The 18,428-nt window shown below is 58.2% G+C and carries 16 protein-coding genes; 12 read left to right on the top strand and 4 right to left on the bottom strand.

Annotated features, from left to right (window positions below):
- The first annotated feature begins 104 nt into the window (after positions 1–104).
- From ribF to ispH, 5 genes are all read left to right on the top strand, one after another.
- Entirely contained in the window at positions 105–1,031 is a 927-nt protein-coding gene (gene ribF, locus N018_RS12575; protein ID WP_024647388.1) for a bifunctional riboflavin kinase/FAD synthetase, read from the top strand.
- A gap of 74 nt (positions 1,032–1,105) precedes the next feature.
- Positions 1,106–3,937: an isoleucine--tRNA ligase gene (gene ileS / locus N018_RS12580; RefSeq protein ID WP_025389815.1), complete on the top strand. Its 2,832-nt coding sequence runs from the start codon at positions 1,106–1,108 to the stop codon at positions 3,935–3,937.
- A complete protein-coding gene (lspA, locus tag N018_RS12585) occupies positions 3,930–4,436 on the top strand; it encodes a signal peptidase II (protein WP_025389816.1) in 507 nt (168 codons plus the stop codon). The genes ileS and lspA overlap by 8 nt, the downstream gene beginning before the upstream one ends.
- Positions 4,429–4,905, top strand: coding sequence for an FKBP-type peptidyl-prolyl cis-trans isomerase (locus N018_RS12590; RefSeq protein ID WP_024647391.1), 477 nt, complete (start codon positions 4,429–4,431; stop codon positions 4,903–4,905). Before lspA ends, N018_RS12590 begins: the two co-directional genes overlap by 8 nt.
- Before the next feature lie 53 nt (positions 4,906–4,958).
- The gene (ispH, locus tag N018_RS12595) at positions 4,959–5,906 is read left to right on the top strand and encodes a 4-hydroxy-3-methylbut-2-enyl diphosphate reductase (RefSeq protein ID WP_024647392.1); all 948 of its coding nucleotides are present in this window, start codon (positions 4,959–4,961) and stop codon (positions 5,904–5,906) included.
- Positions 5,907–5,912: 6 nt separating this feature from the next.
- Here the strand turns inward: ispH and N018_RS12600 are convergent, their stop codons facing one another.
- Positions 5,913–6,413 carry a GspH/FimT family pseudopilin gene (locus N018_RS12600; protein WP_025389817.1) on the bottom strand — a complete coding sequence of 167 codons (501 nt, stop codon included), beginning with the start codon at positions 6,411–6,413 and terminating at the stop codon, positions 5,913–5,915.
- 131 nt (positions 6,414–6,544) lie between these two features.
- Between N018_RS12600 and N018_RS12605 the strand changes: the two genes are divergently transcribed.
- From N018_RS12605 to thiO, 7 genes are read left to right on the top strand one after another with little or no spacing between them, the layout of a single operon-like run.
- Positions 6,545–7,018 carry a GspH/FimT family pseudopilin gene (locus N018_RS12605; RefSeq protein WP_025389818.1) on the top strand — a complete coding sequence of 158 codons (474 nt, stop codon included), beginning with the start codon at positions 6,545–6,547 and terminating at the stop codon, positions 7,016–7,018.
- Positions 7,018–7,536, top strand: coding sequence for a type IV pilus modification protein PilV (pilV, locus tag N018_RS12610; protein ID WP_025389819.1), 519 nt, complete (start codon positions 7,018–7,020; stop codon positions 7,534–7,536). Before N018_RS12605 ends, pilV begins: the two co-directional genes overlap by 1 nt.
- The gene (locus N018_RS12615) at positions 7,533–8,237 is read left to right on the top strand and encodes a PilW family protein (protein ID WP_025389820.1); all 705 of its coding nucleotides are present in this window, start codon (positions 7,533–7,535) and stop codon (positions 8,235–8,237) included. The genes pilV and N018_RS12615 overlap by 4 nt, the downstream gene beginning before the upstream one ends.
- Before the next feature lie 11 nt (positions 8,238–8,248).
- Entirely contained in the window at positions 8,249–8,752 is a 504-nt protein-coding gene (locus tag N018_RS12620; RefSeq protein ID WP_024647397.1) for a pilus assembly PilX family protein, read from the top strand.
- Positions 8,739–11,927 (top strand): pilus assembly protein, encoded by a 3,189-nt coding sequence (locus N018_RS12625; RefSeq protein ID WP_025389821.1) that lies wholly within the window; start codon positions 8,739–8,741, stop codon positions 11,925–11,927. Before N018_RS12620 ends, N018_RS12625 begins: the two co-directional genes overlap by 14 nt.
- Positions 11,928–11,938: 11 nt before the next feature.
- Entirely contained in the window at positions 11,939–12,343 is a 405-nt protein-coding gene (locus tag N018_RS12630) for a type IV pilin protein (RefSeq protein ID WP_024647399.1), read from the top strand.
- 26 nt (positions 12,344–12,369) lie between these two features.
- Positions 12,370–13,473 carry a glycine oxidase ThiO gene (gene thiO, locus N018_RS12635; RefSeq protein ID WP_024647400.1) on the top strand — a complete coding sequence of 368 codons (1,104 nt, stop codon included), beginning with the start codon at positions 12,370–12,372 and terminating at the stop codon, positions 13,471–13,473.
- A 10-nt stretch (positions 13,474–13,483) separates the two neighbouring features.
- Here thiO and N018_RS12640 read toward each other — a convergent pair whose 3' ends face one another.
- The 3 genes from N018_RS12640 to N018_RS12650 form a co-directional block, all read right to left on the bottom strand.
- Positions 13,484–16,573 (bottom strand): efflux RND transporter permease subunit, encoded by a 3,090-nt coding sequence (locus N018_RS12640; protein ID WP_024647401.1) that lies wholly within the window; start codon positions 16,571–16,573, stop codon positions 13,484–13,486.
- On the bottom strand, positions 16,570–17,685 hold the full coding sequence (locus N018_RS12645; protein ID WP_024647402.1) for an efflux RND transporter periplasmic adaptor subunit: 1,116 nt from the start codon (positions 17,683–17,685) through the stop codon (positions 16,570–16,572). The genes N018_RS12640 and N018_RS12645 overlap by 4 nt, the downstream gene beginning before the upstream one ends.
- Positions 17,686–17,766: 81 nt before the next feature.
- Positions 17,767–18,384, bottom strand: coding sequence for a TetR/AcrR family transcriptional regulator (locus tag N018_RS12650; protein WP_024647403.1), 618 nt, complete (start codon positions 18,382–18,384; stop codon positions 17,767–17,769).
- Positions 18,385–18,428: the final 44 nt, after the last annotated feature.

Raw genomic sequence — 18,428 nt, forward strand, 5'->3', positions numbered from 1 at the left:
TTTTTCATTGCGCGCCACGAACCGCTGTCCGGTCTTGGCGTGTTGCCTGTCGTCCGTGGCCTTGTGTGGTTATAATCGGCCACTTTATGAGCAAGAAGTGCGTTATGCAGCTGGTTAGAGGCCTTCACAACCTGCGCCCCGAACATCGGGGCTGCGTCGCCACGATTGGCAATTTCGACGGTGTACACCGCGGCCACCAGGCTATCCTGGCGAGGTTGCGTGAGCGTGCCGTCGAGTTGGGTGTGCCCAGCTGCGTGGTGATTTTCGAGCCACAGCCGCGTGAGTTTTTTGCGCCCGACACGGCTCCGGCACGCCTGGCGCGTTTGCGCGACAAGCTTGAGCTGCTTGAAGCCGAGGGCGTTGACCGGGTACTTTGCCTGTCCTTCAATCAGCGCCTGTGCAAACTCAGTGCGGCGAGTTTCGTGGAAACCGTGCTGATCGACGGTCTGGGTGTTCTGCACCTCGAAGTGGGCGACGATTTTCGTTTTGGCTTTGACCGGGTCGGTGACTTTGACTTCCTGCAACAGGCCGGCACAACTTATGGCTTTACCGTAGAAGCGGCGCAGACCGTTGAGATCGATGGCATCCGGGTCAGCAGTACCAAAGTGCGTAAAGCCCTGGCTGCGTCGGATTTTGCCCTTGCCGAGCGTATGCTGGGTCGTCCGTTCCAGATAACCGGACGGGTATTGCATGGCCAGAAGCTGGCGCGGCAATTGGGTACGCCCACCGCCAACGTACAACTCAAGCGTCGTCGCGTGCCGCTGAGCGGGGTTTACCTGGTCAGCATGGACATCGACGGCAAGGCTTGGCCGGGGGTCGCCAATATTGGTGTGCGCCCGACAGTGGCCGGTGATGGCAGTGCCCACCTTGAGGTGCATCTTCTGGATTTTGCCGGCGACCTTTACGGCCGGCGTTTAACGGTGGCTTTCCACCACAAGCTACGTGATGAGCAGCGTTTTGCCTCGCTTGAGGCGCTCAAGACGGCGATCAATGCGGACGTCGCCGCCGCCCGTGCCCATTGGCATGGTTAACCTGATGGACATGTATCAAAAATAGTCGACCGAACGCAGACATTTTGCATGCATAGCCTAACCAAGAGCCTGAAATGACCGACTACAAATCCACGCTAAACCTTCCGGACACCGCCTTCCCTATGAAGGCCGGCCTGCCCCAGCGCGAGCCGCAAACTCTGCAGCGCTGGGACAGCATTGGCCTGTACCAGAAGCTGCGCGAGATTGGCAAGGATCGTCCCAAGTTCGTCCTGCACGACGGTCCTCCGTACGCCAACGGCAATATTCACATCGGTCATGCGGTCAACAAGATTCTCAAGGACATGATCCTGCGTTCCAAGACCCTGGCGGGCTTCGATGCCCCTTATGTGCCGGGCTGGGACTGTCATGGTCTGCCGATTGAACACAAGGTCGAAGTGACCCACGGCAAGAACCTGTCCGCCGATCGCACGCGTGAGCTGTGCCGCGCCTATGCAGCCGAACAGATCGAAGGCCAGAAGTCCGAGTTCATCCGTCTGGGCGTGCTGGGCGACTGGAGCAATCCGTACCTGACCATGAATTTCGCCAACGAAGCCGGGGAAATCCGTGCGCTGGCGGAGATGGTCAAGGGCGGTTTCGTCTTCAAGGGCCTGAAGCCGGTCAACTGGTGTTTCGACTGCGGATCGGCATTGGCCGAAGCCGAAGTCGAATACCAGGACAAGAAATCCTCGACCATCGACGTCGCGTTCCCGACTGCCGACGAGGCTAAGCTGGCCGCAGCGTTCGGCCTGCCTTCGCTGGGCAAGCCTGCGTCCATCGTCATCTGGACTACTACGCCTTGGACCATTCCGGCCAACCAGGCGCTGAACGTTCACCCGGAGTTCGAATATTCGCTGGTCGATGTCGGCGACAAACTGCTGGTGCTGGCGTCCGAGCTGGTCGAAAGCTGTCTGGCCCGTTACAAGCTGGAAGGCACGGTCATCGCGACCACCACCGGTCAGGCGCTGGAACTGATCAATTTCCGCCACCCGTTCTACGACCGTCTGTCGCCGATCTACCTGGCGGAATACGTCGAACTGGGTGCGGGCACCGGTATTGTTCACTGCTCGCCTGCCTATGGCGTGGACGACTTCAATATCTGCAAGCAGTACGGCCTCAGCAACGACGACATCATCAGCCCTGTGCAGAGCAATGGTGTGTATGTCGAGTCGCTGGAGTTTTTCGGTGGCCAGTTCATCTTCAAGGCCAACCAGAACATCATCGACAAGCTGGTCGAAGTCGGCAGCCTCATGGACACCGAAACCATCAGCCACAGCTACATGCACTGCTGGCGCCACAAGTCGCCACTGATTTACCGCGCCACCGCGCAGTGGTTCGTGGGCATGGACAAGCAGCCTGAGAGCGGTGAAACGCTGCGCAAGCGTGCGGTCAAGGCCATCGAAGACACCGAATTCGTACCGGCCTGGGGTCAGGCGCGCCTGCACTCGATGATCGCGAACCGTCCTGACTGGTGCATCTCGCGTCAGCGCAACTGGGGCGTGCCGATTCCGTTCTTCCTGCACAAGGAAAGCGGCGACCTGCACCCACGTACCGTCGAGCTGATGGAAGAAGTGGCCCAGCGCGTCGAGAAAGAGGGCATCGAAGCCTGGTTCAAGCTGGACGCCAGCGAGTTGCTGGGTGACGAAGCCGGCAAGTACGACAAGATCTCCGACACTCTGGACGTCTGGTTTGACTCGGGCACCACGCATTGGCATGTACTGCGCGGTTCGCACCCGATGGGCCATGAAAGCGGTCCGCGTGCCGACCTGTACCTGGAAGGTTCCGACCAGCACCGCGGCTGGTTCCATTCGTCGCTGCTGACCGGTTGCATGCTGGACGACCACGCACCGTATCGCGAACTGCTGACCCACGGGTTTGTGGTCGACGAGAACGGTCGCAAGATGTCCAAGTCGCTGAATAACGTAGTCGCGCCGCAGAAGGTCAACGATTCGCTGGGTGCAGACATCATGCGCCTGTGGGTATCGGCAACTGACTATTCGGGCGAAATGGCGGTTTCCGATCAGATCCTGCAGCGCAGCGCCGATGCCTATCGTCGTATCCGCAACACTGCACGCTTCCTGCTTTCGAACCTGACGGGCTTCAACCCGGCGACCGACATCCTGCCAGCCGAAGAGATGCTCGCGCTGGACCGCTGGGCCGTGGACCGCACCCTGCTGCTGCAACGTGAGCTGCAAGAGCATTACGGTGAATACCGCTTCTGGAACGTGTACTCGAAGATCCACAACTTCTGCGTGCAGGAGCTGGGTGGTTTCTATCTGGACATCATCAAGGATCGCCAGTACACCACGGCTGCCGACAGCACTGCGCGTCGCTCCTGCCAGACCGCGCTGTTCCACATCTCGGAAGCGCTGGTACGCTGGATCGCGCCGATCCTGGCGTTCACCGCCGACGAGCTGTGGCAGTTCCTGCCGGGCGAGCGCAACGAATCGGTGATGCTCAACACCTGGTACGAAGGCCTGACCGAAATGCCTGCCGAGTTCGACATGGACCGCGCCTACTGGGAGCGGATCATGGCGGTGAAGACCTCGGTCAACAAGGAGATGGAAAACCTGCGCGCGGCCAAGGCCATTGGCGGCAACCTGCAGGCTGAAGTGACCTTGTACGCAGAAGATTCACTGGTTGCTGACCTGTCGAAGCTGAGCAACGAACTGCGTTTTGTGCTGATCACCTCGACCGCCAGCGTTGCACCGTTCGTGTCGGCTCCGGCGGATGCGGTGGTCACCGAAGTAGCGGGTCTGAAACTGAAGGTGGTCAAGTCCAGCCACGCCAAGTGTGCCCGTTGCTGGCATCACCGCGAGGATGTCGGTGTGAACCCCGAGCATCCGGAAATCTGCGGCCGTTGCGTAGACAACATCAGCGGTGCAGGCGAGGTGCGTCACTATGCCTAACGCCTCGTTTGGCCGGCTGGCCTGGCTGTGGTTGACCGTGCTGATTGTGGTGATAGACCAGGCCAGCAAGTATTACTTCGAGAATGCGTTGAGCCTGTATCAGCAGATCGTGGTGATTCCGGATTTCTTCAGCTGGACCCTGGCCTACAACACGGGTGCTGCCTTCAGCTTTCTGGCAGATGGTGCCGGTTGGCAGCGCTGGTTGTTCGCCCTGATCGCGATTGTAGTCAGCGCGGTACTGGTGGTCTGGCTCAAGCGTCTCGGTCGCGATGACACCTGGCTGGCCATTGCGCTGGCGCTGGTGCTGGGCGGCGCGTTGGGTAATCTCTATGACCGCATCGTATTGGGTCATGTGATCGACTTCATTTTGGTTCACTGGGAAAACCGCTGGTATTTCCCGGCCTTCAACGTCGCCGACAGTGCAATCACCGTCGGCGCGATCATGCTGGCGCTGGACATGTTCAAGAGCAAAAAAACCGGAGAGACCGTCAATGACTGAGCAACCTTCGACTCAAGGCTCGTCTGGCGAGCTGCGCATCGGTCAGAACACACAGGTCACCTTGCACTTCGCCCTGCGTCTGGAAAACGGTGATACCGTCGACAGTACGTTCGAAAAGGCGCCTGCCACGTTCAAGGTCGGCGACGGCAACTTGCTGCCCGGTTTTGAAATGGCGATTTTCGGTTTCAAGGCGGGCGACAAAAAGACCGTGCAGATTCCACCGGAAAACGCCTTTGGTCAGCCCAACCCACAAAACGTGCAGATCATGCCACGCTCGCAGTTCGTGGGCATGGAGCTGTCCGAGGGGTTGCTGGTGATCTTCAATGACGCGGCCAACACCGAGTTGCCCGGCGTGGTGAAAGCCTTCGATGACGAGCAGGTCACCATCGACTTCAATCACCCGCTGGCGGGCAAGACCCTGAGCTTCGAAGTGGAAATATTCGAAGTGCAGGCGATTCTGGCTTCCTGATCTTCGCCATCAAGCCCGGCTTCGGCCGGGCTGTTCCGCACATGAGGCACAGCATGCAAATCAAACTCGCCAACCCCCGCGGCTTCTGTGCCGGAGTGGATCGTGCGATCGAAATCGTCAATCGTGCTCTGGAAGTGTTTGGTCCGCCGATCTACGTGCGCCATGAAGTTGTTCACAACAAATTTGTCGTCGAAGACCTGCGCTCTCGCGGTGCGATCTTCGTCGAAGAACTGGACCAGGTGCCGGACGACGTCATCGTTATTTTCAGTGCCCACGGTGTTTCCCAGGCCGTTCGCACAGAAGCCGCAGGTCGTGGCCTGAAAGTGTTCGATGCCACCTGCCCGCTGGTCACCAAAGTACATATCGAGGTCGCCCGCTACAGCCGGGACGGTCGCGAGTGCATTCTGATCGGTCATGCCGGTCACCCGGAAGTCGAAGGCACCATGGGTCAGTACGACGCCATCAATGGCGGCGCGATCTATCTGGTCGAGGACGAAAGTGACGTCGCGAAGTTACAGGTCCGCAACCCGGACTCGCTGGCCTTCGTGACCCAGACCACATTGTCGATGGACGATACCAGCCGTGTCATTGACGCCTTGCGCACGCGTTTCCCGGCCATTGGCGGGCCGCGCAAGGACGACATCTGCTACGCCACACAAAACCGTCAGGACGCCGTCAAGCAACTGGCCGACGAGTGCGACGTGGTATTGGTGGTGGGCAGCCCGAACAGCTCCAACTCCAACCGTCTTCGCGAACTGGCCGAGCGCATGGCCACCCCGGCGTACCTGATCGATGGCGCTGAAGACATGCAGCAGAGCTGGTTCGACGGCGTGCAACAGATCGGCATCACCGCCGGTGCATCGGCTCCGGAAGTGCTGGTGCGTGGGGTGATTCAGCAACTGCACGCCTGGGGCGCGACCGGCGCGGATGAGCTGGCGGGTCGTGAGGAGAACATCACCTTCTCGATGCCCAAGGAGCTGCGCGTCAAGTCGCTGCTCTGACATCGCTCAGCCGCACAAGGCTGTTTCCCTTTTTGTGTCTTCGATCCTGACCCGGCCGGTGGCAGCCACTATCACGCGATAGCGGCTGACCGGCTGGTCCCTGACGCAAACATGCAGCGTATCGTTAGTCCTGCCCCGCAACCCTCCAAGGCCATTGAAGCTCAGCTGTCTGGCTCGCTTTGGGCTGCCAGCAACCCGTGTCTCACCGCCATTGGCGCGTTCCACCAGTAACGTATCGTTTTCGTCAGGCCCTTTGCCATCTGTGTCGAGTATGATCCGCCAGCCATTGCTCCAGTCTTGCTCGATGGCGTAAATCGTCACGATCTGATTGCGCGTGATCGCGGCGACTCTTGCCGAGCGGATGCCGCTGGCCAGCTCCTGAGCCGTTGCGAGTCCACGATTTGATTCGATCAGTTCCTTGAAAGAAGGTGTTGCGATGTTGGCGAGAATGGCGATCAGTGCAACCACGATGAGTAATTCGACCAGTGTGAATCCTGCATGCTTCATGTGCTTTCCTCCCTGGAAAACGCCGTTTCCGAACCTTGCGGACGTTCGTCGTCGCAAAACAACCGTACGTCTCGCTATGGATTTTCCTGCGGCGTTGCTGCCTTATAGTCATAACGTCTAGGAGACACTCAATGCGTCATATAGCCAAGGGATTCAGCCTCATCGAATTGTTAGTCACTGTGTCCCTGGTGGGCATCCTGGCGGCTATCGCGATCCCGAATTTCACCAGCTCCATCCAGAGCAACAAAGCCGACACAGAACTCAGCGATTTGCAGCGAGCGCTCAACTATGCGCGACTTGAGGCGATAAACAGGGGAGTGACAGTGCGAATTGCACCGACCAGCGGGACCGCCTGGACCGGCGAATTGCAGGTGTATCTGGCTTCCGACACCAAGACGCCGCCTACTGCGCTTCGTACCATTGCCGCTATGAGCGGCGGGGGGACGCTGGTATCGAACCCTAACGTAGCGGCATTTGACTTCAATAATCTGGGCGGGCTTATAGCCCCGGCTTCGGCGGTAACCATGACCTACACCCGAGGCAGCACGACTAAAAACATGAGTATTTGCCTGACTGGGCGGATTGTCCTCGGTGGAAGCTGCTGATGCTTTACAACACCCGACATCGCCAGACCGGCATGACCTTGATCGAGGTACTGGTTTCGGTACTGATCCTGGCTATCGGGCTGTTGGGGGCTGCGGCTATTCAGCTTAATGCGCTCAAATACACCGACAGCTCGACCATGAGCAGCCAGGCCAGCTTCATTGCCTACGACATGATGGACCGTATTCGCGCCAACGTTGATGGTAATGCGAGTGCCAATGGGTCGAACAGCAATGTGTTGGCGACTTATGGTTTGGCAAGTCTGGATTTGGCCCCTGTTGCCAACCTGAACAAGGCCAGAGATCAGGATCTGTCTGATTTCAGAGCCAATATCATTAATTTTGCAAGCACGAGCGGCACGGGCAGCATTGTGGTCAGTGACTCTACGTTGGTGACTATTACCGTTGGCTGGAGCGACACACGTGCCGCCGGTGCGAGCAATCAGGCAACAGGCAGTGCGACTGTTACGCCGCCACCTCAAAGCTTCAAGCTAGTCTCGCGCATCGGGGTCTCCCCATGAGAAAAGCTTCCAGAGGCTTCGGACTGGTCGAAATCATGGTGGCACTGGTGCTCGGGCTGGTAGTGAGCCTGGGCATCATCCAGATATTCACCGCTTCCAGAGGCACGTTTCAGAGCCAGAACGCTGCCGCGCGCATGCAGGAAGATGCCCGTTTCATCTTGAGCAAACTGGTACAGGAAATCAGGATGACCGGTATGTATGGCTGCCTTAGCTTCAGTGGTTACATACCTGTTTCGCCAGCTATAACCTATCCCATAGCGATGGATAACCCGATCCTGTGGGATAACGCGAACAATAAACTGACGCTGATAACTGCTGATATTGGCACTACAGGAGGCTCGCCCACCTGGACGATCATTTCGGATTGCCAATCAACGCTCCAGCTATATGCCGGTGCGCGTGCTCCAACTGCCGGGCAAACCGCGTTTCCCTTGCGGCAACTGGTTTACACACTGAGCGGCACAGACCTGACTATCCAGGCCACCACGGGTGGTAAGCCAGAGCCGCTGCTACAGAACGTGGTCGGACTGGATTTTCTCTTCGGCATGGTGGGCAATCCGATGACTTACACCCGGACCATTACCGAAGCCAATGCCGGCGATATACGCAGCGTCCGCATCCTCTTGACGCTGAAGGACCCGGATGGACGCGTCAATACTCAGCAGTACAGCGTCGTCGCCTATTTGCGTAACCGCTTTTGAACAGGCCGAACATGAACAAGATCGTGCGCCTTAATGTGCCCCATGCCTTCGCTGCCCGACAGCGCGGCATGGTGTTGCTGGTCAGTCTGGTATTCCTGCTGCTGCTGACGCTGCTGGGTATTTCATCGATGCAGAACGCCACGTTGCAGGAGAAGATGGCGGGCAGCGTAATGGTCCGTAACCAATCCTTTCAAATGGCTGAAGCGGCGTTGCGCCTTGGGGAGTCGGAGATTAAAAAGGCGGGTTTCTCAATGGCTGTGTGCTCTCAAGCCAATTGTGCGCCACCTACCGACTTCAATACGGTGCAAGGCAAAGGTGCAGGTAGCGCCGGTGTGACGTGGTTTGAAGCGGCGGGCGGCGGGGTGTATGCCATTCAGAATCTGGGCACTACGATGACGCCGGTAAAGTGTAAAACTTCAAGTGCCGCGACGCTTTATCGGGTAACTGCTGTTGCTCCCGTTTCCAGTCAGACCGCCCCGCGCACGGTGCTGGAGAGCATTTATGCCAACTGTTAAGGTGCTGCGTGGTGCATTGAGGTACATTTACGGCGCATTGTTTGCGTTGTACATGACGACGCCGGTTTACGCGTTTACCCCCGCGCAGGTGCCATTGCTCAGTGCATCGGCGGTGGCGCCGAATCTGATGCTGCTCGTGGATAACTCCGGGAGTATGTACAACATCATCTGGGCGGCAGGGTTCGATCCGACGATTAAGCGGTCGGACATCACTTATTACTCCACTCAATGTATAAGTGGTTTCATCACCGTTGTCTGTCCTTTTGCGAGCACGATCTCGGGAGACGATACGTTGTCGTTGGGAGATATCAACGGCATCAGTATTTTCGATCTGTCGCTGCTTTGCCCGTCGGGAGGGCGTCCCGTTTTTCGCGGTAATATTCGATACTGCCTCGCCCTTCCTGATCCTGCCGGAGGCGGGCTAACGCGTTATACCGCCAATTACCTGTCCTATCTGATCGATCTGGTCCAGCCTAACTTCGGAGTTCGCAACTACCTTACTGGTGTCATCCCCAACGATTACCGGATGAACGTTGCCAAAACCGTAGCAACCAATCTGGTGACCAACAATACGTCGCTAAGAATCGGGCTTGCCACGTTCAACGATCCGAATAATTTCGACCTCGGACCAGGTGGCAAGATTGCAAGAGTCGTCACCGATCTATCCCCGGTGGCAGGCACCACCAATGGCGTCACTCAGGCCCAGGCTAATGACAATATTACGGCCCTCAAGCAGGCCATTGCCGACCTGAACCCGACAGCCAACACCCCGCTGGCTGAGACCTATTATGAGATCACGCGGTATTTTCGCGGCATGTCACCGTACTATCAGAACGGTTCGAACTATGTGAGTCCGATTCAATACCGTTGCCAGAAAAACTACGGTGTCGTGGTTACCGATGGCTTGCCAACCTACGATCGAACCTTCCCGACCAACGACCCAGACGATGTTCTGAATACCACTCGTTCGCTACCCAACTGGGATCTTAATGCGGCCAACGATGGAGACAATCTGTCGGGTGATGGTGAGGGTGACACGCTGTATCTGGACGATCTGGCCAAATTCGCTTACGACATTGACCTGCGACGCGACGCTGTGAATCCAGGCGGTGACCTGACTGGTAAAAGTTGGGATAACGCAGGTTTCACCAAGCAAAACCTGAGTACCTACACCATCGGTTTCACAGCATCGAACCAGATGCTGATTGATGCTGCAGACGACAACCATGGGCATGGAAAGTATTTTCAGACCAACGATAGTGCTGGTTTGAACGCTGCATTGAACCTTGCGTTGAGTGATATTTACGCGAAGGCGGGTTCTGGCGGAGGTGCGTCATCGAACTCCTCGTCCTTGGCGTCGGGCACGCTTTTCTTCCAGACGCTGTATGACCCGACTGACTGGCACGGCACGGTAAATGCCTTCAAGCTGGATGCCAGCACCGGGGCTACAGGTGCTCTCGCCTGGTCTTCCGACACAACGATATTAGCGAGCTCTACCCCTCCGCCGACCTACGAAAGCTGGAATACGTTATCGTCTGCGGTCATTGCGCTGAATTTCACTGCCCTGTCTCCTGCCCAGCAAACTGCATTTACTGCTACGTTGCCTAATGGCGTGAACGGTTCGCAAATGATCGCCTGGGCCAAAGGCACTGCAAATGCGGCGTTGCGAACTCGCACGCGAGTGCTGGGCGATTTGATCAATACCAATCTGCTGGTTACGAGCCCTTCGGAGAAGACGTCCACAGATTACGGCACCGGCACGTCCTACTCTGATTATCTGACCATCAAGGCCAACAACATGAGCTCAAGCCTGCTGGTCAATGCCAACGACGGTTTCTTTAACGTGATTACTCCCGGCACAGGCAAGCGCACTTACGGCTATATGCCATCGACGGCGCTGAACTCGCTGGCCACTATCGCAGCAAGCAACTATGGGGCAGGGGTGCATAAATTTACAGCAGACGGGCAGATAGCTGTATTTGATACCCAGAATGGCAGCGGTGCTACGTGGCGCACAGTCGCTGCAAGCGGACTGGGCGCCGGCGGCAAGGCGTTCTTTGCTATCAGGCTGTTTGAGGGCACAACCAATAACGTAGGTGCTCTTTGGGAAGTCAAAGCGCCTGACACCTCTAACACCAACAACAAATTCAATAATCTGGGGTACACCTACTCCAGGCCTGAGGCCGCCCGAATGAATGACGGCACCGGGATAGTCGTGGTCGGCAATGGTTACGGCAGCTTTACCGGCCGAGCCTCTCTTTTCGTGCTGAATGCGTCGACGGGAGCGCTGATCGCTGAAATCCCTACTCCGGCCATTGGCAGCGAAACGGATAACGGGCTGTCATCGGTAAAGCTGCGCGTGAACTCGCAGAACGTGGTTCAGGCGGCTTACGCAGGCGACCTGAAAGGGCGCATGTGGAAGTTTGATTTGAGCTCTAATGCTGCCAGCGGCTGGAAGGTTGCATTCAGTGGATCGCCTTTGTTTACTGCGCCACGAGGCGCGGGCCAGCCGATTACCGTACAGCCCTATATTCTGGACCACCCTCTTAACGGAAAGCTTATCTATTTCGGGACCGGCAAGTTTCTTGAAACGGCCGACAAGCAGACAACTGCGCTACAGGATTTCTATGCCATATGGGATGCAGACGGAGGAGTTGGAGGTATCGTAGAGGGTAACCTGCAGGCCCAGCAGATCGTTTCGAGTACGACCGGATCTGGAGCAACCTATTTTACCTCCAGGTCGAATAAAGTGGATTGGACGAGCCAGAAAGGCTGGTATTTGCCGCTCTCTACAGGCGCGCCATATGTGGGTGAACGAATTATCTTCCCGGCACAAACCATCAGGGGGCGAATTGCGTTCACTACAGCGGCGGTAAACTCAACTGATCCCTGCGAAAGTACGGGGACAGGTCGACTGTTAGAGCTGGAACCGATAACCGGCAGTATGCTCACTTATCGCTTCCTTGATACCAATGGGGACGGTGACATCACCACCAGCGATATATTGGTGTCTGGCATCGGTTTTGGCGCGGGTATTCCAAATCTGGCTTCGGTGGTTTCTTCGTCCTCCAATGCAGTGACCTATGTAACGGACAGCAAAGGAAATATCTTCGGTTTTATAGAGCCCTTATCTGCGACGGTCTTTCAACGCATCATGTGGCGACAAATCCAATAGGGAAACTAATCATGCGCGCGACATCCAGGGGCTTTACGTTGATCGAACTCATGATCGTCGTGGCGATTGTCGGTATTCTGGCCGCCATCGCTTATCCCAGTTACACCGAGTACGTAAAACGCACTCAGCGTTCGGCTATCGCCAGTCTGCTGTCGGAGCAAACGCAGGCGCTGGAGCGCTATTATTCTAGAATCAGTCCGGCTAGCTACGCCGGGGCGACGGTGGTGGCTGCCAATACGTACTACAAAATTACGCCGGTCCTAAACGCCACCGATTTCACCCTGACAGCCGACCCCATCCCGGGCTCGATGATGGCTGGCGACAAGTGCGGCAGCTTCGTGATCACCAACACCGGAGCGCGCACCAATCCAGGCGCCACAGCCGGCGTGACCCCGAAAGACTGTTGGGGCCGCTGAAACCGTTTTCCTGTCCCGAGAGCAAGATGTCCAAGCAGAAAGTAGTCATCGTCGGCGGTGGAGTCATAGGTCTGCTGACCGCCTTCAATCTCGCTTCCGAACAGGTCAACGTCGTATTGCTTGATCGCTCCGCCGTCGGCCAGGAATCTTCATGGGCCGGTGGCGGGATCGTTTCGCCGCTTTATCCATGGCGCTACAGCCCGGCGGTCACCGCGTTGGCGCACTGGTCGCAGGACTTCTATCCGCTCCTCGGTGAGCGCTTGTTCGCGCAGACCGGCGTCGATCCCGAAGTTCATACCACCGGCCTGTACTGGCTCGACCTCGATGACGAACAGGCCGCGCTTGAGTGGGCTGCCCGCGAAAAGCGGCCCTTGAGCAGTGTCGATATCTCGGCTGTGCATGATGCCGTGCCGGTGCTGGGGGAGGGGTACTCACGGGCGATCTACATGGCCAATGTGGCCAATGTGCGCAACCCCCGGCTGGTCAAATCGCTTAAGGCGGCCTTGCTGGCGATGCCCAATGTCGAGATTCGCGAGCAGTGCGAAGTCAGCGGCTTTGTGCGTGAAGGCAGCAGGGTTTCAGGCGTTAACACACCGTCAGGTGCTGTCATCGGGGATCGGGTGATTCTCACTGCAGGCGCCTGGAGCGGTGAGCTGCTCAAGACTCTCGGCGTGGACCTGCCGGTCGAGCCGGTAAAAGGTCAGATGATCCTCTACAAATGCGCATCGGATTTTCTGTCGAGCATGGTGCTGGCGAAAGGGCGTTATGCAATCCCGCGTCGTGACGGGCATATCCTGATCGGCAGTACGCTGGAACACGAAGGGTTCGACAAGACCACCACGCAGGCTGCTCTGGAAAGCTTGAGGGCATCGGCCATTGAGTTGCTACCAGAACTGACCAATGCCGAACCCATCGCCCAGTGGGCCGGGCTGCGTCCAGGCTCACCCGAAGGCATCCCCTTTATCGGGCCGCTTGCCGGTTTCGAAGGGCTTTGGCTGAACTGCGGTCACTACCGCAACGGGTTGGTACTGGCCCCTGCGTCGTGCCAATTGCTCACCGACTTGCTGCTGGACCGCAAGCCCATCATTGACCCAGCGCCTTACGCACCGGCAGGCCGCCTGCATTTCTGACTGACTGCATTCACTCAGACTGTACAGTCATCGGCCTGTTGTTACCCTGCGCCCTGATCCTGAACCAGATCGAATACATGGCGGGCAAGAACACCAGTGTCAGTACCGTACCCGCGAAGGTGCCGCCGATCAGCGTGTAGGCGAGCGTGCCCCAGAACACCGAATGGGTGAGCGGGATGAAGGCCAGAATGGCCGCCAGCGCCGTCAGTATCACGGGGCGCGCACGTTGTACGGTTGCCTCGACCACCGCCTGAAACGGATCAAGCCCTGCCTGCTCGTTATGATGAATCTGGCCGATCAGAATCAGCGTGTTGCGCATCAGAATGCCCGACAGGGCGATCAGCCCGACCAGTGCATTGATGCCGAACGGTTGCTGAAAAAGAATCAGCGTAGGCACCACTCCGATGAGTCCCAACGGGCTGGTCAGGAACACCATGACCATGGCCGATATCGAGCGCACTTGCAGAATGATGATGATCAGCGTCACCGCCAGCATGATGGGGAACAGCGGCAGCATCGCGTCCATCGCCTTGCCGGACTCTTCGATTGAGCCTGCCTGCGTAATCCGGTAGCCACTGGGCAAGGTGTCGATTATTGGCTGCAACTGCCGGGTGATGGCTGTCGACACATCGGGTGGTTGCAGGCCGTCGGCGATGTCGCCGCGCACTGTGATGGTCGGCACGCGGTCACGACGTCGCATTACCGGCTCTTCCATGCGCACGTCGACGCTCCCCACCTGCGACAGCGGAATACGCTGCCCGTCGGCGCCTGCGAGGGTGAAGTCCATTATTTTCGCCGGATCGAGGCGCGTGTCTCCAGCTGAGCGGGCGATCACCTGCACCGTGCGAATGTCCTCACGCACCGCAGTAACGGGCAGGCCCGTCAGAAGGAACTGCAGCTGTTGCGCGACCTGGCTGGAGCTCAAGCCGATGGCCTGCATGCGGTCCTGTTGCAGGGTGAAATGCAAAGTCGGTGTGCGGCTGCCCCAGTCGGTATTGACCGTGCGCATCATCGGGCTGGCGGTCATGACCTGCTGCACCTGCGAAGCAATGCTACGCAGCATGTCCGGGTCCTGGCCGCTGACACGATAGGCAACAGGGAATGCTGAATACGGGCCGAATACCAACTGTGTGACCCGCACACGCGCTTCCGCCGCCAAGCCTTCGGAGATCGCCTGGCGCAATCGGTGTTTCAGCGTTTCGCGTTGTTCCTGGCTGTCAGTGCGGACCACGATCTTGGCGAATGACGGGTCAGGCAATTCCGGGCCCATCGCCATGTAGAAACGTGGCGCACCCTGGCCGATGTAGGCGGTGACGATGGTAGCTTCGGCCTGCTCGGCCAGCCAGTTTTCCACTTTTGTGGCGGCGGCACTGGTTTGCGCGATTGATGTGCCGTAAGGCATCTGCACTTCGACCAGTACTTCAGGGCGATCAGACACCGGGAAAAACTGCTTCTTGACCAGCCCCATGCCCAGCACGGCCAGCACAAAAAGCCCGATGACCGAACCTGCGACCATCCATTTGCCAGCGATGATCCTGGCTAGAATCCGGCGGAAACGGTTGTAGCGCGGTGTGTCGTAAAGCGCTGCGTGCCCGCCTTCGACCTGCTTCACGTCAGGCAGCAGCTTGACGCCCAGATACGGTGTGAAATAAACGGCGACGACCCACGAGGCAATCAGTGCAATGCCCACGATCCAGAACATGTTGCTGGTGTATTCGCCCGCAGTGGAACGTGCGAAGCCGTTGGGCATAAAGCCGACGGCGGTGACCAGCGTGCCGGATAACATGGGGGCGGCGGTGTGGCTCCAGGCGTAGGCAGACGCGGCGATGCGGTCATAACCTTCTTCCATTTTCACCACCGTCATTTCGATGGCAATGATCGCGTCGTCGACCAACAGTCCTAGGGCCAGGATCAGCGAGCCCAGTGTGATGCGGTCAAAATTCTTGCCGCTCATGGCCATGATCACGAAGACCATCGCCAGGGTCAGCGGTACGGCGGCAGCGACCACCACGCCGACACGCCAGCCCATGCTGATGAAGCAGACCAGCATGACCACCAGCAGGGCGACGAAGAACTTGATCATGAACTCGTCGACCGACGAGCTTATGTTGACGGCCTGATCGGTGACTTTATTCAGGCTCATGCCTAGTGGCAGCTCGGCGTTGATCGCGCCGACTTCTCGATCCAGTGCCTTGCCCAGGTCCAGGCCGTTCCAGCCGTCACGCATGACAATACCCAGCAGCAGCGCGGGTTCGCCGCCACTGCGAATCATGAACGTCGCCGGGTCTTCGTAACCGCGTTTGACCGTTGCGATGTCCGCCAGCTTCAGCGTGCGGCCCTGCGCCACGACCGGTGTGTCGCGGATTTTCTGCAACTCATCGAACGCGCCATCCAACCGAATGAACACCTGCGGCCCACGGGTTTCAACCGAGCCTGCCGCAGTCAGCGCATTCTGGTTGTTCAGTGCGGTGAATACGTCCTGAGGGCTGATCCCCAGCGTTGCCAGTCGCTCATGCGAGAACTCAACGTAAATCCGTTCCGGCTGCTCGCCGACGATATTGACTTTCTTCACGCCTGACACATGCAGCAAGCGTTGGCGCAGAGATTCGGCGTCCCGGACCAGCACGCGCTGTGGCTCGCCTTTGGCCTTCAGCGCGAACAGTGCAAAAGTGACATCAGAGTATTCATCGTTGACCATCGGCCCGATGACTCCGGATGGGAGTGTCATGGCCTCGTCACTGATTTTCTTGCGCGCCTGATAGAACTCATCCGGGACCTGTGAGGGCGGCGTGCTGTCGAGCAAGGTCAGGGTTGTGAACGCCATACCCGGTCGGGTGTAGGTTTCGGTACGGTCGTACCAGCGCAGTTCCTGCAGGCGTTTTTCGATCTTTTCCGCGACCTGGTCTTGCATCTCCTGCGCAGTTGCGCCGGGCCAGACCGACACCACGGTCATCACCTTGACCGTGAAGGCGGGGTCTTCAGCGCGACCCAGTTTGAAAAACGCAATGATTCCGGCCAATGAAATCAGGCAGATCAGAAACAGGGTGATCGAGCGCTCACGCACCGCCAGTGCCGACAGGTTGAAACGATCACCGCTCATGGTTGCGCACTCTCGGCCACGCTGGCCGCCGCTGGCGCGATCACTCTTACGGGCTGGGCGTCATGCAGCAGGTGTGCGCCCAGGGCGACTATCGGCACGCCGGGGCTGAGCTGGGTGCTGATAAAAGCGTGCTCGTCATCAAGGTGGCGGACGGTTACCGGCGTCCAGTAAGCCTGCGCCGACTCGCCTTTGATGACCCAGATGCCCGGTCCCTTGCCCGCGTCGTACAAGGCGCTGATCGGTACCTGGAAAACGTCCTGTCCGAAGGCGTCTGTGCCTGGAATTTTCACGGTGATGGTGGTGCCCAGCGGCGCATTGGCCATATCGCCTTCCAGCACATAACGCGCCTCGAAGGTGCGGGTCTGGCGGTCTGCAACGTCCGAGAGCTGTCGCAGCCGAGCGCTGGTGTTGAGGTCCTGATTGCCGAACAGCGTGGCTTGCGCGGCAGAACCTATGCGCGGTCGCAGGTTCTCCGGGAGCTGAATGACGGCTTCACGAGGCCCTGCATGTGCAACCCGCACTACCACTTGTCCGGCGCTGACGACCTGGCCAGGTTCAACGAGGGTTTCCATGACGATACCGTCGGCATCCGCGATGAGTTCTGCATAACGGGTCGCATTGAAAGCAACTTCTGCCTGCGCTTCGGCGGCGCTGAGTCGAGCCTTGGCCGAGTCGGCTGCGGCTTTGATCTGGTCGTAGTTTGAAGCCGATATTGCGCCGCTGCTGCGCAGGTTTCGGTAGCGCGCCTCATCATCCGCCGTCTGCCTGGCCTGCGCTCTGGCGGCAGTCACTGCCTCGCGTTGCGCCTGGGCAGCCAGTTTCAGGTCTGCAGGATCGATACGCATCAGCGGTTGCCCGCGTTTTACGGCTTGCCCAGTGTCGACAAATCGCTCCAGTACCTTGCCGGAAACCCTGAAGCCCAGATCGCTTTGCACTCTCGCCGCCACAGTCCCGGTGAAGGCGCGGGGTGCTACGACAGCCTCTTTGAGGGTTGCGACGCGCACCAAAGGCGATTCGGTGCGCGGGTCCGATTGCGTCTTTTCGCTGCAGGCGGTCAGTGCGATCGGTAGAACACAGGCAAAAGTGAGCAGGGCGAGGCGGTGCCGGAGCATGGGAATCTCAACGTGCAGTGATCGAGACCTGCACTTTGATTCTAGTGACCAAATTAGTCAATAGTCACAAATCTGTTTTACTCACGGCGACAGGCTGCGTAGCACCAGGCTGGACAGTTGGGCGGGGCCTTCGTCTGTGTAATCGAAGCTGTGCTGCAGGAGCAGCGGATTGGAGTAGGTTCGCATCACCAGGTAGATCGCCGCGACGGTTTCATCAAGCGGCGTCTTGCGCTCGAAGTCGCCGGTTTGCCGACCTTCCTGGAGAATCTCCTGAAGGATTTCCTGGAGCTGTTCCTGATAAATCAACGTTGCCTGCCAGTGCTCAGTGGCTGCCGAAGCGGCGATTTCGTACAGCTTGCGATCTTGTGAGAACAGCCGCACGCTGGCGTCGACAACCGACTTGAACATGCGTCGCAGCTTTTCCGGTGGGGTGCTCGCGTCGTTGACCGCTGCGCGGACTTCAGCCTCGATTTCGCTCAGGCAGTTGGCGCAGATCATCTCGCCGATGGCCTGTTTGGACTCGAAGAACTTGTAGATATACGCCTTGGAAAAACCGATGGCCCTGGCGAGATCAGAGACAGTGGTCTTGCCGTAACCGTATTGGCTGAAATGCTCCGTGGCCGCAATCACGATCTGATCACGAATCTCATGGTCTGCCGGACCACGGCCTGCTGCGGGATTGCTGATGGTTTTGTTCATGGGGGGAGCTTACTGGCATTGATAGGAGTGGACAATGAGTGACT

It is taken from the genome of Pseudomonas syringae CC1557, from assembly GCF_000452705.1.
GTDB lineage: Bacteria > Pseudomonadota > Gammaproteobacteria > Pseudomonadales > Pseudomonadaceae > Aquipseudomonas > Aquipseudomonas syringae_F.